The 15,725-nt window shown below is 44.6% G+C and carries 18 protein-coding genes; 3 read left to right on the plus strand and 15 right to left on the minus strand.

The window, feature by feature from the left end:
• Positions 1-100 precede the first annotated feature (100 nt).
• From M23134_RS33045 to M23134_RS33110, 14 genes are all read right to left on the minus strand, one after another.
• Positions 101-1,165 (minus strand): DNA cytosine methyltransferase, encoded by a 1,065-nt coding sequence (locus M23134_RS33045; protein ID WP_002704286.1) that lies wholly within the window; start codon positions 1,163-1,165, stop codon positions 101-103.
• Between the two features lie 22 nt (positions 1,166-1,187).
• Positions 1,188-1,784, minus strand: coding sequence for a DUF6046 domain-containing protein (locus tag M23134_RS33050; protein ID WP_002704287.1), 597 nt, complete (start codon positions 1,782-1,784; stop codon positions 1,188-1,190).
• A 228-nt stretch (positions 1,785-2,012) separates the two neighbouring features.
• Positions 2,013-2,189 carry a hypothetical protein gene (locus M23134_RS41920; protein ID WP_002704288.1) on the minus strand — a complete coding sequence of 59 codons (177 nt, stop codon included), beginning with the start codon at positions 2,187-2,189 and terminating at the stop codon, positions 2,013-2,015.
• 32 nt (positions 2,190-2,221) lie between these two features.
• Positions 2,222-2,842, minus strand: coding sequence for a hypothetical protein (locus M23134_RS33055; RefSeq protein WP_002704290.1), 621 nt, complete (start codon positions 2,840-2,842; stop codon positions 2,222-2,224).
• 171 nt (positions 2,843-3,013) lie between these two features.
• Positions 3,014-3,442: a hypothetical protein gene (locus M23134_RS33060; protein ID WP_002694114.1), complete on the minus strand. Its 429-nt coding sequence runs from the start codon at positions 3,440-3,442 to the stop codon at positions 3,014-3,016.
• Positions 3,443-3,565: 123 nt separating this feature from the next.
• On the minus strand, positions 3,566-4,783 hold the full coding sequence (locus M23134_RS33065) for a DUF2586 family protein (protein WP_045114830.1): 1,218 nt from the start codon (positions 4,781-4,783) through the stop codon (positions 3,566-3,568).
• Between the two features lie 227 nt (positions 4,784-5,010).
• Positions 5,011-5,469 carry a hypothetical protein gene (locus tag M23134_RS33070; protein ID WP_002704292.1) on the minus strand — a complete coding sequence of 153 codons (459 nt, stop codon included), beginning with the start codon at positions 5,467-5,469 and terminating at the stop codon, positions 5,011-5,013.
• Positions 5,470-5,617: 148 nt separating this feature from the next.
• Entirely contained in the window at positions 5,618-6,505 is an 888-nt protein-coding gene (locus M23134_RS33075) for a hypothetical protein (RefSeq protein ID WP_002704294.1), read from the minus strand.
• A gap of 97 nt (positions 6,506-6,602) precedes the next feature.
• On the minus strand, positions 6,603-7,892 hold the full coding sequence (locus tag M23134_RS33080; protein ID WP_002704296.1) for a head maturation protease, ClpP-related: 1,290 nt from the start codon (positions 7,890-7,892) through the stop codon (positions 6,603-6,605).
• A 10-nt stretch (positions 7,893-7,902) separates the two neighbouring features.
• Positions 7,903-8,181, minus strand: coding sequence for a hypothetical protein (locus M23134_RS33085; protein WP_002704298.1), 279 nt, complete (start codon positions 8,179-8,181; stop codon positions 7,903-7,905).
• A 136-nt stretch (positions 8,182-8,317) separates the two neighbouring features.
• Positions 8,318-9,136: a hypothetical protein gene (locus M23134_RS33090; RefSeq protein WP_002704300.1), complete on the minus strand. Its 819-nt coding sequence runs from the start codon at positions 9,134-9,136 to the stop codon at positions 8,318-8,320.
• 93 nt (positions 9,137-9,229) lie between these two features.
• Entirely contained in the window at positions 9,230-9,937 is a 708-nt protein-coding gene (locus tag M23134_RS39315) for a hypothetical protein (RefSeq protein ID WP_002704302.1), read from the minus strand.
• 6 nt (positions 9,938-9,943) lie between these two features.
• Complete coding sequence (locus tag M23134_RS33105) at positions 9,944-11,089, minus strand: helix-turn-helix domain-containing protein (protein ID WP_002704304.1); 1,146 nt, start codon at positions 11,087-11,089, stop codon at positions 9,944-9,946.
• An 87-nt stretch (positions 11,090-11,176) separates the two neighbouring features.
• Entirely contained in the window at positions 11,177-11,734 is a 558-nt protein-coding gene (locus M23134_RS33110) for a hypothetical protein (RefSeq protein WP_002704305.1), read from the minus strand.
• A 226-nt stretch (positions 11,735-11,960) separates the two neighbouring features.
• Between M23134_RS33110 and M23134_RS33115 the strand changes: the two genes are divergently transcribed.
• Both M23134_RS33115 and M23134_RS33120 read left to right on the plus strand, forming a co-directional pair.
• On the plus strand, positions 11,961-12,488 hold the full coding sequence (locus M23134_RS33115; RefSeq protein ID WP_002704307.1) for a hypothetical protein: 528 nt from the start codon (positions 11,961-11,963) through the stop codon (positions 12,486-12,488).
• Between the two features lie 168 nt (positions 12,489-12,656).
• A complete protein-coding gene (locus M23134_RS33120; RefSeq protein WP_002704309.1) occupies positions 12,657-13,820 on the plus strand; it encodes a cysteine desulfurase family protein in 1,164 nt (387 codons plus the stop codon).
• Here M23134_RS33120 and M23134_RS33125 read toward each other — a convergent pair.
• Positions 13,815-14,201 (minus strand): HIT family protein, encoded by a 387-nt coding sequence (locus M23134_RS33125; RefSeq protein ID WP_002704310.1) that lies wholly within the window; start codon positions 14,199-14,201, stop codon positions 13,815-13,817. The genes M23134_RS33120 and M23134_RS33125 overlap by 6 nt on opposite strands.
• A gap of 117 nt (positions 14,202-14,318) precedes the next feature.
• Between M23134_RS33125 and dndC the strand changes: the two genes are divergently transcribed.
• The gene (gene dndC / locus M23134_RS33130) at positions 14,319-15,725 is read left to right on the plus strand and encodes a DNA phosphorothioation system sulfurtransferase DndC (RefSeq protein ID WP_053337438.1); all 1,407 of its coding nucleotides are present in this window, start codon (positions 14,319-14,321) and stop codon (positions 15,723-15,725) included.

The following is a 15,725-nucleotide window of genomic DNA, read 5'->3' on the forward strand; positions in this document are numbered from 1 at the left end:
GGTTTGTATAAATGGTGCTGCTTTGAAAGTTTACGATTTGTAAATAAGTTTACAAAATGCCAACACCCCATCAAGTACTCAGGCAGCTCATGGGGTGTGTTTATAATGTGTTTTTCACCCCCTCAATCCCCCGAAAAATCTCCACCACCAGTGGTACTACTACCGCGTTTCCGTAGCCTTTGATCGATTCGTTTCGGAGGCGAGGAATGGTAATTCCGTCCACAGGGGCGGGAAACCCATCATCTCCGCCACAAACCGGGGATTGAGTTTGCCAATCGGGGCGGAACCTGTAGTCTTGCCTTGGGGCGGGGTAGGTATATTGCCATTTAGGTTTTTTGCAACGGGCAATAGTTTCATGGCTGCCATCCTGCCCAGATTCAAACTGTAGCTGTTTTTGCCGTCTTTGCTTTGGCGCCGCCCGTTGGGGGTGAGCTGGCAAGGGCTGCCCGGTTCCTGGGTAGTGGGGGTAGGCAGCAGCGAATGAAACATGGCATAGTCTAGTATACTGTTGGGGCGTAGTTTGCCTGCTATTCGGCTTGTCATGGTTTTGGCTCCCATTGCCTTCAGGCGGGCTACTCTTTCGGGATGATCGTACTGCACTACGGTGGGTGTAGGCCAAAAACCAGACCCGGTCTCTTCGGTGGGGCGCTTCGACGGCACAAGCCGGAATAACCATTGGTTGGACGCTATAGCCGAGGGCTTCGAAGTCTTCACATATTCGGTGGATAACGGCTTCGGCTTCCATTGTTCGGTGTATTGTTTCGCCCTTAGCATTGGCCCCGCTTTCCAAGTGAGCAACACGCGGCTGGAGTACCATCGAGGCGATTCCATTAACATTTTCACCCAGCACCCAAGTGGGTCTGATTTCTCGTATAGCGCGAAGCATTTCCGGCCAGAGGTAACGGTCGTCAGCAGCTCCTCTGCGTTTTCCGGCCTGGCTAAACGGTTGGCAGGGAAACCCTCCGGTAAGGAGGTCGATTTGTCCGTAGTGGGGGGTAAAGTCGGTTTGTCTGATGTCTTCATAGTGAATAGTGTCTGGCCAATAGTGGCGGAGAATGGTTTGGCAAAAGGGGTTGTTTTCGACGGTGAAAACATTTGTCCAGCCCATTCTTTGGGCGGCTAAATCGAAGCCGCCTAAACCACTAAAGAGACTAGCGTGTCTCATAAATAAAAGTTGTTTGTATGGTTTACCTTGAATCTTCGGGAAGCTGACTGGTATCAGTAAAAGGAGCCGCTTTGTCCTGATTAAGCCTCAACTCCACCGCTTCGTCTGAAATGCATTCCAAGGTGTAGGGCTTAAACTCAATGCCTCCTTCGGGGTCGCCAAAGCGCGCCGATAGGATGGCAAGTTCCCGGATGCCAAAGGCGCTCAGGAGTTCATTGTTTACCTTGAGACTGCTCCGTTTTTTTATCAGCTTCATCAATTTACGCAGCTCGTCCAGGGGAGCACTGCCTGGCTGCTCACTTACCAAAAAGCCCCGAATGGTCAGCTTAAAATTGTCCAGCCCCATATCCTCTAGTACATTGGTTTCGGCGTTCACCATTTGATTGATCACAATGGACTTAGAGGTACTTACCTCTATGAGCGGCTCCAGGGGAAAAGCGTAGTCATCCAGCTTCAGCGGCATCATAATAGGGGTACTCAACAAGCTTTGTTTTTTGCCCTTGCCCAAAAATGCCGAAGGAGCATAACTATCCAGCAACTTGCCGGGTTTGGTGAGCCCTGGATACACAATAAATCGCCCGAAGGCTCTTTGGTACAATTGATTTAAGTCGTAGGTCATTTAGTCGGGAGTTAGGAGTTGGTAGTCGGGAGCCTCTACAGTTTCAAGAAACAAGCAGCGAGTCACAAGTAATCTTAAACTTGAAACACTTGCCTACTATTCACCAATTTTATAAATGGTTAAAAATCAACGTGCTATAAAATTGGTTAGTTGCCTATAACACAGCCTCAAGCTAATGGCACCGATATTCATCGGCATCTAAGGACTTGAGGCTTTAGAAGCTACCGACTATAGACTCCCGACTAACCCACTTACCGCCGTTTGTTTGCGTTCTTCGTCTCTAATGTATTCCAGCAGGGCAATTTGCCGGGCAAACTCGTCGTCTGAAAGTGAATCTATCTCGGCGCTGCTCAAAGAAAAGTAGTACCGCAAAAAGCCCTCGTGGATGGCTTCCCATTGTTCCATATCCACTTTGTCGCCTTTGATGCGGTACTCGGCTACTTTTTTACCAGCTCAACTATTTTCTGGGTTTTGAGTTCCTGAATGGCAGCCAGCATACCCATATAGGCAAAGTCGTCCTGGCGGAGCTCGTTTAAGTCACCTTCCCTCCAGATCATTTCCAGCAAATGCATTTCGGTGCCAAAAGGTTTGTTGGCGGTGTTGCGTTTTTCGGCTTGTTTGCGTTGCTTGCGGCTAGGCTTTGCCACCTTGCCCACAAAGCCTTTCACCTTCAGTTCGTAGAGATTCTCATCTGCCAAAAAACGGGTTTCTACATCAGGTATTTCTACCCAAGGCTCAAACTCGTTCAATGCCGCCTCATACAAATCTTCGCTCACAAGCCAGGCTTCATTGCCCGCCAACCAACAGCTCTTAAAGAGCAAATCTTCAAAGTCGATGGTGGTTTTGCCTTTGCGAAACTGGGCAATGGCCACCCGCATAATGGGCAAATCGGGACGGCGCAACCAAAGCTTGTGTCCTTCGCCATCGTTGGCGGCCAGCACCTCCCCAAAGGTGGTCTTCCATTGTGCTTCTTCTTCTACAGTAGGTGGGGTGGTACGGTACTTTTGCTCCCCGTGGGTGAAAAATTCGGGGGTGGTGTTTTCTTGTATCTGTGTCATGTTTTTAAAAAAAGATTGTTAAAAAAAATGCTGGGGTTATTACAATTGTTTCGCCTTTCGGCTGATTGTTCAATTGTTAAAATTGTTCGCAAAGCGACTCAGAATGGCTTCGCCCAACCATAAAACCATAAAACAATTTAACAATCAGAGCAGCACAATAATATAACCCTGTTACTGTCTGCTAATTTTCCCAATACTAATGGGCAGTTCTACCTCCATAAAGTCATCGCCTTGTTCCATTGTAAGTTCATACTCAGTTACTTCTACATTATTCAGGATGTGGGTGACTACCAGCCCATTCTCGGCATATACCAGGGTAATATCAAAAGGATCGAGGTCGGTCAGGTCAGCTCCACCGTTCTGGATCGCTGCCTTTTCCAGGGCAATCACTTCCCGAAACAACAACTTGATGCTGCCCTCGTATTCTTTTTTTCCCTTGGCACGGGCAATAGGGTCTTTGCCCCGCCCATGGATGTTTGCCTTGCTTTTTGACACCTTGTACTTAAAGCCCCTAAAGCCGTCTACAATTCGTCCAAACAGGGTGATCGTTACATCTTCCCAACCTATCTCAAAGGGGAGTTGTGAGGAGTTATTCGCCATTTTTTAAATCTTTAAATTGTTTAAGCATCCATACAAAACCACAGAACGAAGTTCAAGTTCTGTGTAGCTAATTATCAGTGGCATATTCGCACTTGCTACTTGAACCTAATCGCTTGTGGCTACTTATGATGATGGATTTACAAACCCCAGGTCAATGGTGATTTTTTGCGCCATTCCTACGGGTTCAATGTCAATTTTTACTTTGAGCTCGGCAGTAGCAATCACATCCTGGTCGGGGTCAATCAAAGGAGTAACCGAAGACACCTCTCCGTTGTTGGTCATTTGCAAATCGAGGGCTTTTTTGATGTCCTGCTCAAACGCTTTTACCTTGGCCACAGGTAGCTTGCCTTGTTCCAGCTGAAAATCGTCCAATAGCTCCTGCACATACACATTGTAGGCAATACGTGCCACTTTATCGGCTACCCTGCCTCTGCTAATGCTGTTGTAGTCGGTGGTGAGCGCAATGGCTACCGGGTCACCGTTGAGGTAATAACCCGCTCGGTTGGCAAAACTGCGGGGCACAATATAGCCGCGTTGGTGCAACAAGTTGAGGTTGCCCTGCCCGTACTGTTCTACCGTTTTTTTTGGCGTGGCAGCCGTGACAATATACGCCTGCTGAATGCCCAAGTCGCCGTCTTTTACCCGCCCAACGCTACGTTGCACGGGTACCCCGGCTACCTTTCCCAGTACCAAACCCAGCCAACTGCCTTCGTAGCTTTCGTCGTGCCAACCCAAACACACTGAGACCCGATTGGCGGTTTGAGTGCGTAAATTACTCACCGCTGAGGCATCCCCTTGAAAGTCGCGCCCTTCTATGATGATCTGCACAGGTTGGTGCAATGTCTGTTGAGCGTTGATAAGTATTTGGGCGTTTGCCAAAGCTGCGAGCACATCGGGGTCTAGTTCTTCTGTTGGGGAAGCATTATACGCCACATCGGGCACCCTGCCCACTCCCAATAGCTTGATGTTGCCCTGCTTTTGGTTGAGCAAATCAGGGGCATAGTTGCCTGCGGTGTCCAGCATTTCTGCCATCGTTACAGTTTTGGGGGCAAGCATCAAATAGAGTTCTGCCCCTTCGCCCGCCTGACGGTAAAAGTCTACACAGTGAGCGTATACTTTCAGCGAATTACTGGTGTCATACTCGGCAGTAATGCCTTTTTTCTGCACATCTTTGATTCCGAAAAAGGGACCAATGACCACCCCCAAGTCAAAACCTGCATCCCCGGAAAGGGGCACGGCAACGCCCGAAAGCAGCATGGCTGCCACTCCGTCGTTGCTAAAGCCCGCCCCGCCGAGTTGCCCATCCAGATAATTGATCGAAACGTCTGGTAAATTACTCATAGTTTTTAGTTGGTTAGTCAATAGTTGGTAGTCGGGAGTCGGGAGACGATAGTTAGTAATGCAGTCTTATTAGATTTGCAAAAGTGATTAAGCTTCAACCTGTGAACTTTATACCCATCTAAAATCAACGTGCTATAAGGTTGGTTAAATGCTTAAAAAACAGCCTCAAGCTAAAAGCTAATGGCTGTAGAAACTCCCGTCTACCAACTCTCAACTCTGGACTAATTCTACTTCTTCGCTTTCACTCCAGCCGTACCACTTTTGCGTACCGTCGTTGTCGCTTTTTTAGCCTCCGCTGCCTTTTCCTCTGCTTTTACCTGCTCTGTGAGATTTGCCGAGATGTCATCCTTATCAGCCTCAACGATGGGCTCACTCTCCACTACTTTTTTAGCAGTGGCTTTCGCCGAAGCTTTTTTTGCCCCAAGGGTTGCTTCTTCCTCTACATCTTCTATCACTCCAAAGGCTTGTTCCTGGCGGCCTTCGGCATATTCGGGGTTTTGAAACCGAAAAATGCGGGCGTGGAACTTATGCGAATGTTTGACGGCCAGGCTTCGCCCGCCAGGGTCATCGGCAAAAATGTTGGTGTCCGAGAGTACCAGCAAGGTTGCCTGATCACGGTAGCGTTGAAAGGCTTCGGGCAACATTTCCCGAAGCTCTTCTTTGTTGTATTGTTTGATTTGTGTCATTGTTTAAGTTTTTTAAAAAAATTGTTGAATTGTTGGGGCTGTTGAATTGTTCGCAAAGCGCAGTAGAATGGCTTCGCCCAACCATAAAACCATAGAGCCATAAAACCATTTAAAATGGAACAATGAGCGTAGCAACAACAATTGATTTTTACCCCACAATTGCCCCTACCGCACGGTTGGCTTTGGGCAACGCCACAAAGTACAGGCGGAAGCCTACTTCGTGTTGGCGCAAACGAGGGTTGTTTTCAGAGCGCTGCCAGTACATTTTTACCTCCCGGTCGCGTGCCTTAAACATCTCCGAGTTTACAAAACCTACGCTGGCAATGCGGTCGGTGCCAGGGTTATACAGACTGCCAAAAGCTTTCTTGATTCCGCTGGTGGCATAATAAGGCAAAGAGGTGTATTCGCCGATCATAAAGCCATACAAACGCAGGGGTTGCCCCTCGCGAATGTTTGCGTATTGGTCACGAAAGCTTTCGTGGGTAGTAATCAAATCCTGGACGTGGGCAGGCGAAAGAATCAACTCTCGGCCTTGTTTGGGTACGTTGGCATCGTCCCAACGGCGTTTGAGGTGAGCCACATCGCCGGGCACCATACGGTTCCGGGTAATCCCATCTTCGCTCACCGCTTCGCCACTGGTCACAATCACCGGAGTGCGCGCGGTATTGCTTGCCGGGGCAAAAGCGTGAATGGCCTTGTCGCCCGTTGCCTCACGCATCGATTCGGTGTGCTTGGTGGTGGTTTCGCCCATTTTATCAATCGAAATGGCGTATAGGGTGTCGTCCGATACCGAGGTGTTTTCGGTGTCAAACTTGTCCAGGCTAATGGCCACATCCGAGTCCACGTCGTTTACTGTGGCAATAGGGTAAGTACTGTTATTGATGAGTACTTTGGGGTCAGCCCCCAATTCGGTGAGGTGAATTACTTTGTTATTGACCAGATCGCTGCGATCTGGAATGCGATTCATAAATGAGGTGTCTTTTCTGAACTTGCGAATTACCTCGCCCGTCCAGATTTCCTTATGAACTCCTGCCATGATTTTTTTTAATATTTAGTGTAAATGTTTTGAAATAATCGGAAGGCTGAAAAATTGAAAAAGCTCCTGACTCCTGACTCCCGACTAAAAAACTAGCTTAAAGCACTGGCTCGGTACCGTATTCTTTGCGGAACAGCTCTTTGTAAAGCACCGGGTTTTCTTCTTTAATGAGCATCAGCTTTTCGGGAAACTGGTTGGAGAGTTCGCTGAAGCTCAACTCCTCAAAACCAGCGTTTGCTCCAGCTTCGTGGCTACTTGTACCCATAGCCTTGATCTTACTGACTAGGTTAGGGTGGGTAGGCATATCGGCAAGCGTATCACGCACCATGTCATAGTTGTCATAGGCGTGGTTAAGCCATTTTTCCTTTTTTACCGGGGCAATTTTCCCTTCTTTGATGGCATTTTCTACCAAGGCAATGGCCTCGTGTTTTTTCATTTCGGCTACCTCATCGTGTAACCTTTTCTTTTCGTTTTCCAGGTTTTCGACATTGGTTTTGTAGCTCTCAATTTTGAGGTCAAGCGATTTAAGGCGTTTGATCTCATTTCTGAGCCCTTCGACATGTCCAAGAATGCCGTCACGTCCCGCATCGGTGGGTAGCCCACAGGCATTGAGCACAGCGGTCAGGTCGCCTTTATAGCCTTGCACCTCGTTCCGGAGCTGCTCGGCTTGTTCAGGGGTTAAATCCATGGTGGTGTTTTGAATTTTAGGTGTTGTTGGTTTGGGTGAAATTTCAAAGGGGTACTCATTGAAAATATCAAAGAGGCTTGCCGCATCGTTGCCGGCCGCTGCCAAAGATGGCGCCATGCTTTTCTTTCTGGGGTGCTCAAATACCTCATCCACAAAGCCCTGGCGTTTTGCTTCGGCTGCACTTAACCAGGTAGTTTGGTTCATCATGAGCGATAAATCTTCTACCTTTTGTCCGGTGCGGGTAGCCAGCAGGGTGAGCAACATTTCTTTGACCTGCATCAAGGTCTCGTGTTGCTCTATCCCGCCATTTTGAGTACCATTTTTACCCCCAATAAAAGGGTTGTGAAGCATTAGTTTGGCAAAATTGCACATGCCCACTTTTTTGCCGCATACCGCAATCAGCCCCGCAATGCTGAGGGCAAGCCCGTCTACATAAGTATCAATGCGCACATTAGGCGTACTTTGGTTGATGTTGAGAATGGCGGCACAAATAGACAAGCCGTCAGTGATTTTGCCCCCCGGTGAGTTGATGCGCACATTGATGCGGCGAAAGCGTTTCGTTAACCGAAACAGTTCTTCGGCAAAGCGTCGTCCGGAGATACCTTTGCCTTCTTCATCTACCCCGATTTTGTCATACAGCAAAATATGAGCAACCTCTCCTGCGGCGTTCTGAATGTTAAAATATTTGTATTCTTCCATGCAGTTTTGTCTAGCTCAGTGCAGTAGCCGTATCGGTGTCAATGTTGTATGTAATCGGTTTCCAAGGGGCATCTCCATCTTCCTGGGCAGCAAGCGCGGCAAACTGTGAAGTACTCACCGCAGCGAGTTGTACTGCCCCACCCGTGGCATCGGTCACGGTGGTCAGTAGCCCAGAAGCCAAGGTGCGCATATCGGGGTTACTGCCCGTGGCGTTGGTGCCATTTTTCAAGTCCAGTATTTCGGCGCGACTGCCCACCACGTGGCAATCACCTGTGTATCTTAAAGCCATTGATTTTTTCTCCTTGTTTGGTTTGAGCGGCTATTAAGCAAGGAATGGAGAGATAAAAAAAACGGGGTTTATGAGAGTGTGGATTTGGGGGATGGAATGGAGTTTTATAAGAATTTTACTGGATATAGTTTTTTATTTAACTCGATATTTTATTGAATAACTCCCAGTCAACATTATCGCCCGAACTTATTTGAATTGATGCACTTAATAGGTAGTTAAAATAGTCAGTGTAAAACTGAACTATTTCCTTGTTTTTTATCGCTATTGTAGGGTGTTTATAACTAGTTTTATAACCACCTCCAAGGCATACTTCCTCTTCATCAATTATCATTACAGAAATAGTTCGGATGTTTGTTAGCTCTATTTTATCAAGGTAATAAATAAGGTGGTTTAGATGCTCATATTTTTGTAAGTCAGACCTAATCCAATCTTGTATATTGGGGTTGTCAGATTTGCAGTAAATTCTATGAAATGTCTTTTTAGATTTTAGAAATCCCTCAATGATATTATTATAACTTCGTTTTTCATATGACTGATCTGTAGATGATGATGGAAATGAATTAAGGTGTATTACCTTTATAACTTTAGCTTGGTTTACCCGAAAGTTTAAATAATCATCAAATTGTTCCCCAGAGTCGAACGCTTTGAATTGATAGCCTAATTGTATCTGATCTTTAATTGATTGAGTTTTTTTTATTATTTCGTCAAATTCAGATTTTTTGTAGTCTTCAAGTAATTCTATTTTTTTTATAACCTTCTCAAAGTCTGAGGAAAGGTTTATTCTAATAATAAGTATTTCAAAGCACACTATCACAATAAATGCTGGTATCAAAAAAGATTCAACTACTTGTGCAAACTTTGGAAAAAAAGGTTTACTTATTAATACAACTAACCCACCAACTACGATGGCTAATATAACCTTGTTATTATAAAGCTTTTCAATATTATTCATCATGCTATTATTCTCTGCTACTAAAGATAAAAACCTTTTCAAAACAAAACAAGGTGGAAAGCCTAAATATAAAAGAATAGAGGCTTTCGCCCCTTGTTACTCCACAAATAACTCTATCGCCAAGTCATACGCCTGGGTGATGTAGCCCCGGCTTTCTATCCAGGCAATGGGGGTTTTATCGGCTCTTTGGGCAAGGTGGTACACTTGCAGTTGATAACGCACGGAAAACTGGCGGTAAAAAGTAGCATACACTTCCTGGGGTGGTATTCCTTTGGCGAGCGCATAAGACTTGATGATGTGGTCAAAGGCACGGCGGGTATCCACAAAAAGTGCTTGTGAAGGGTCTTTGTTGATTGCCGCTAAATAAGCCTTCGCATCTGCTCGTTCTTGTTCCAAATCGCTGATCCGTTCCTCGTGATCGATCAGGGTTTCTACGCTTTCTTTGAGGATTTGAAGTTTGTTCTTGCCTTTGGTAAGCGCCTTCAATCGTTTTTCGCATTCCAAAAAATACAACCTTACTTCGCGCCCTTTTTCGGTTTGGGCAAGCATGGCAAAAGACTTGGCGCAGTCGATGGTTAGAGTGATCTGCTCTACTTGCCGCTTTACTTTTCGCTTACCTTCTTTTCGAACCTCCACCACGTTGTGGAGGTTGAAGTCTACATCTTTTGTAAAATTATTTTCCAGCGTCCTTTTTGCTGAGTCTTTTCTGGCAAAGCCACACCATTGCCAAAAGGCATCAAAGTCTACCGGAAAGGCCTGGTGGCTTTGTAGGTAAAGGGTAATCTCGTTCATTAAGTCTTCCATTAGTTTTTAATTTGATTTGTGTTGATTGATCAGTTGTTTTACTTCGTTGCCCAAGGCAGTAATTCTATAAATTTCGCTGCCAAACATTTGCAGGCGTTGGGCTTTGCGCCATAAGTCTTGCAGTTGCCCGTGAACCACGGCCAGCGTGTGGGCGGGGTAATCTTTGAACTGTTCCCGCTGAGCTTCGAGTGCCGATAATTGGTGGCATACGCCAGTGGTTTGACGGGTAAGGCTCATCAGGTTGGGCTGAGGTTGGGCGCGGGTGCCTGTGCCCTGGCTTGCTTTCTTTTTAGTGGTCAGCCACTCCTGGTATTGTTCGCCCGTTTTGGCAAACACCAAACCCTGCCAGCCATTGGCAATCGACTTCCCGATGAGTTCCAGGGCAAAGGCTTCTTCAAACCCCGCCAGCTTATCCAAAATACCTTGTACACTGAGTGCCGATTTGTAGGGCTTTTTGATCTCCGTGCGGTACCTCAGCCAATCGTCCCAGGCCTGCTTGAAAGTATCCGAAGCAAAAGGCAGCTTGACTTCTAAGGCAAGGCTTGTTTTTTTAGGCGTTGGCTTTTTGACTACCTTAACTTCTGCCGTTTTAGGCGTCTGTTTCTTTTTGGGTGGTATAGTCGCTTTTTCTTTTTTAAGCAACCCTTTCTCTTCTATAGAGATATTGTTAGTTGACTCATTACTGATACTACTATGTGGACAAATTGGCATGGTTGCTGGCTCTTTTTGGCATGGTTGTGCGGTTTGAACCTCGCCAAATTGTCCTTGAACCATGCCAGTTTGTCCCTCAACCTTGCCAATTTGTCGAGGTTCCAGCCGGGCAAAATTGACCCGAAGCTGGCGGTGGTGTCCGTTAAATCCTGACAAAATCAGGTAGTTATCTTTGACAAGCTCCGAAATATACCTGGCCGCCGAACGCTTGCTAATATTAAGGGTAGCCGCAAAATGCTCGTTAGAGGCAATGCAGCCCAAAGGCTTTTGTTGCAGCAAAGAAATTTCTACGAGCAGGTTTTTTGCCACCGGGTTGAGGTGCTTGTCCAGCCAGATGCTGGCGGGGTAAAAGAAACCTTCAAAAGTGGGAAGGTGGGCAGGATTCAGTTCTTTAATTGTAGTTGCTTTTTTTGTCAGGGTAGTTTGTTCGCTTGTTTTCATGGGAGTATAGATAAGTAAGTTGTTGTTGTTGTTGTGTTAAAAAAAACTCCCCGACAAGGTTGCTTGTCAGGGAGAAGGTAAATGGCCTTATACCACTGCCATGGCATACACTTGCCGGAGCTCATTCAGGTACTGACCCAGACTGCTGCGTTCGTGGTGTTCACAAGGAATCAAGTAAGGAATCAAGCCTTCCAGTTCACCGCTGTATTGCCAGTAACCCAGGAGCATTTCGGCTTCGTCGTGGGTAAGCTCATCGCCCCAGCCCTCCAGGTGCATGGCTTCCATATACGCCCTTCGCTCATAAAAAGAAGTGCCCGCCCCGGCAAAATCTGCCACTGACCAAATACCAGGCGTGGGTTCAAAGTCCATGCGCCAAACGGTGCCGTGGTGCACATAATAAAGCGTGTTGCCATGCCGCCCCACATAATGGTACTGCGCGTGACGCAAACGGTGGTAAGGGTAGAGTATCCCGTTAAAACTCAGGTGATTGAGCACAGACTTTTGCCAGTGTTCTACGATGCATGACTGGCGATGAGGGTCATAGCTTTGTACCTGCCCTACACCCAATGCCGGATAAGTGACATCCTCTACCCACAAACCCAACATCTGGTTTGGGTTTCTTGTGTAAATTGTTGAGTTTTGCATATTGTTTCTACTTTATAGGAACCCCGTGTTGAGTGCTTTCGGTCTCCAAACTAAAAGGCACTTTGGCGGGGCTTTTTTATTTGTAATTGTGTAGTGCAAGTATAAACAATCATAGTGGGGAATCGTAGGGAAACGAGGAGAAAGAGTGGGTGGTTTTTTGGGCGGCTAAGATGTTTTTGAATATTTTTGTTTATCAGTGATTTATAACTTTACAAAACAATCAAATATGACAGTTTCTGAAACAATCAAAAACGCCTTTAACCAACTCAAAACCTGGCAAAAAGCATTAGTTGTACTTGTGATATTTAGCCTTATTGTGTCACCGTTTATCCCAGAAGAAGAGAAAAACAAGGAGGATGAAGCTACCCGCAAGTGGAATGAAAGAAAGCAAGAGGTTACTCGACAAGTAAAAAAAGAAGAAAAACCTATGGAGAAGGCACCTGAAAAATCAACCGTTTCTGAAAAAGAAGAAACAGTGGTTCCCCTGGAGAAACCAGCTGGGTTTTCTATTATTAATCAAACCTCTATGGCAAATTACAAGCATACAATCAACATTCGTCTGGAAAAAAAGCGAACCAAAGAAGAACTTGAAAAGATTGCAAAATATTTGAAGGCTCAGGTTAAGCAAAAGTTTGAACGGGTACTGATGCTTTATTATTTGCCTGATATGCTACCAGGTGAAGGGGCTTGGGCAACCACTCACTATGAAGGAGAGAGTTTGAGTGTGAGAATCATGGATTTTATGGCAAATTAGACTGTAAATGCCAAGCTTTTTTAAGCCTGATTCATACAAAACTGAGTCAGGCTTAAAGTCAAAAGGTTATGAGTAGTAATGAATGTTATGAATAAAGTAGCTTTTTACACCTCAATTGAAACAAATAATGGTAAGTAAAGCCTGCTTTACCACTCAACAACTCAAGAAATGAAAAATCAAGACTTTATATATTTAGACAATAACGCAACTACCCCAGTAGACCCTAGAGTTTTAGAGGCAATGATGCCCTATCTTACCCGAAATTTTGCGAATGCTGCCAGTAGGCATCAACCAGGGTTAGATGCCAACCAAGCGGTAAACCAAGCCAGAGAACAAATAGCCAAACTCATAGGATCAAAACCAAGCGAGATTATCTTTACTTCAGGTGCTACCGAAGGGATTAACCTTGCCGTAAAAGGGATGGTAGAAACACAAAAGTCAAAAGGTAAACATATCATTACATTAGCGACTGAGCATAAGGCGATGCTGGATACTTATGAGTTTTTGGCTAGTAAAGGCTTTGAGGTAGAATATTTGCCTGTTCAGTCTGACGGTAGGCTAGACCTTACCTTGCTAAAAAAGGCAGTAAGAGAAGATACTGTATTAGTGTCAGTGATGCTGGCAAACAACGAAACAGGGGTGATACAACCACTCAAAGAAATATCAGCCATTGTGCATGAGGCTGGGGCTTTTTTTATGACTGATGCTACCCAAGCATTCGGCAAGTTACCTGTGAATGTAAATGATTTAGGCATCGATTTAATGACTTTCTCTGGTCATAAGATATATGCACCTAAAGGTATTGGGGGCATATATTTTAGAAGCCGGAGGCCTTTTCGAGTAAAATTAGAAGCTATTATTCATGGGGGTGGGCACGAGAAAGGTATGCGAAGTGGTACGCTCAATGTACCAGGCATCATAGCTTTGGGCAAAGCTGCAGAAGTTGCTCTTCAAGACATGGAAAAAGATGCGAAGCAAGTTCAAGAACTCAGAGACTATTTAGAACAAAATCTACTACAGATAGAAGATACTACTATTAATGGTAATACTACACACCGACTTTATAATACTAGTAACATTTTTTTTCAAGGAGTAGATAGTGATGCCTTGATTGCTAATTTAGATAGTTTGGCTTTCTCCAGTGGCTCTGCCTGTACCTCAGCGTCTGTTGAACCATCACATGTGTTGATAGCCTTGGGACTTTCAGCACAAGATGCTTATTGTTGTATGCGTTTTAGCTTGGGGAGATTCACCACTAAAGAAGAGATAAATAAAGCCATTGAGTTGCTCAAGGAAGCTATTGAAAACTTGAGAGCTCTACGGCTTTTATAAATTCTTGAGATAGTTTGCCTTTTCAGGAATGACATAACGTACTCCACCAGCAGGGTTTTCTACATCATCTTTATACCTTGGAATAAGATGGATATGTACATGAAAAATAGTTTGTCCTGCTGCTTCACCCACGTTAATGCCTATGTTGAACCCGTCAGGCTGGTATTCTTCTGCCAATATTTGTTTCATTTCTTTTGCCAATGCCCAGCAGTCATTCATTTCTTCTTTGGTGAGCTCAAAAAAGTTAGCTACGTGTCTATTTGGTATAATGAGTGTGTGCCCTGGTGAAACAGGATACTTGTCATAAATAGCAAATACATTTTGCTGAGATTTTATGGTGCTCAAATTAGCTTGACAGAAAGGACAATTATTTTTTTCCATAATTGTGCAACGATCTTACGATGTTGTTTGTTTTAGTAGTAATTTTGTCTTTTCGATGCTATTTTGTTAATAATGTTAAAATTGTTAACTTTAGTGAGCAAAAACGATTCTACAAAAATGAATATAAAAGAGCAAGTTGAACAAATAAAAAAAGAGATACTTGAGCAGTATCGTGAGGAGGATAATAACCGTCCCTGGATTATAGGGTTTAGCGGAGGGAAGGATTCTACTATGCTATTGCAATTGGTGTGGAAAACGATTCAAGATAATGTACCGCAAGATTTGCGCACACGCCCCATCCATGTAATTTGTAACAACACTTTGGTCGAAAACCCAAAAATTTTAAGTTTTGTAGAGAGAACACTTGAAAAAATTAGGGAAGCAAGCATTGCCCAAGGCATGCCAATGACTGTAGAACAAACTACTCCAAAGCTCGAAAGTAGTTTTTGGGTAAACCTCATTGGCAAAGGGTATCCTGCCCCAAACACTATCTTTCGTTGGTGTACCGAACGCCTCAAAATTAACCCTACTACCCAATATATTAAGGATAAGATAAGTAATTATGGAGAGGTTATCATCCTACTGGGTACCCGATCGGACGAAAGTTCACAAAGAGCCAAAAATATTAAGCGTCATGAAATAAAAGGGCAACGCCTAAGAACTCACTCTTTGGCAAATGCCTATGCTTTTACTCCCATCAAAGATGTACTCACTAAGGATGTTTGGACTTATTTGCAAGCAGTAAACCCACCTTGGGAAGGTGATAACAAAGAGTTGATTACCTTATACATGAGTTCTAGTGGTGGTGATTGTCCTATTATTACCGATATCTCAACTCCTTCTTGTGGCAACAGTCGTTTTGGTTGTTGGGTTTGTACTGTGGTAAAAAGAGACAAATCTATGGAGGGCTTAATTGAAAGTGGAGAGGATTGGATGGTACCACTGGTGGAAATTCGTGATTTCTTATCAAAAACAGTAGATCGGGATCACCCAGAATATGATCTGGAGAAATACCGAATGCCCATTAGAAGAAATAATCAAGAGGGACCAGGTCCCTACTGGCCAAGATGGAGAAAATACATTTTAGAGGAGGTTCTTAAGGCTCAAAGAGAAATCCAAGAAGATCAGCCTGAGATGGTGCTGATAACCCATCAGGAGTTGGCTGCCATTCAAGTAACCTGGCATAGAGATTTTATTTTTGAATTTAATGTTTCTGATATATACAATGACGTTTTCAATCGGCAAATCAGTTTCAACCAAGGAGATGAAAACATAAAAAAAGAAAAGAAATTGCTACAAGAAGTTTGTGACAATGAAGGGGAGTTTAAATTGATTAACAACTTGCTAAAGGCGCAAAAGAATAAAGTACTTCTGGTAAATAAAAGAGGGCTTCAAAATGACCTCGAACATATTATAGAAGAACATGTTTACCCCACCAAAACCGCTGTAGAAGGTTATCAGGATGGAGAGGTTAATTTTGATAAAAAAGAGGGCGACAATGGTCAAATGAAACTAGACATATAA

The organism is Microscilla marina ATCC 23134 (assembly GCF_000169175.1).
GTDB lineage: Bacteria > Bacteroidota > Bacteroidia > Cytophagales > Microscillaceae > Microscilla > Microscilla marina.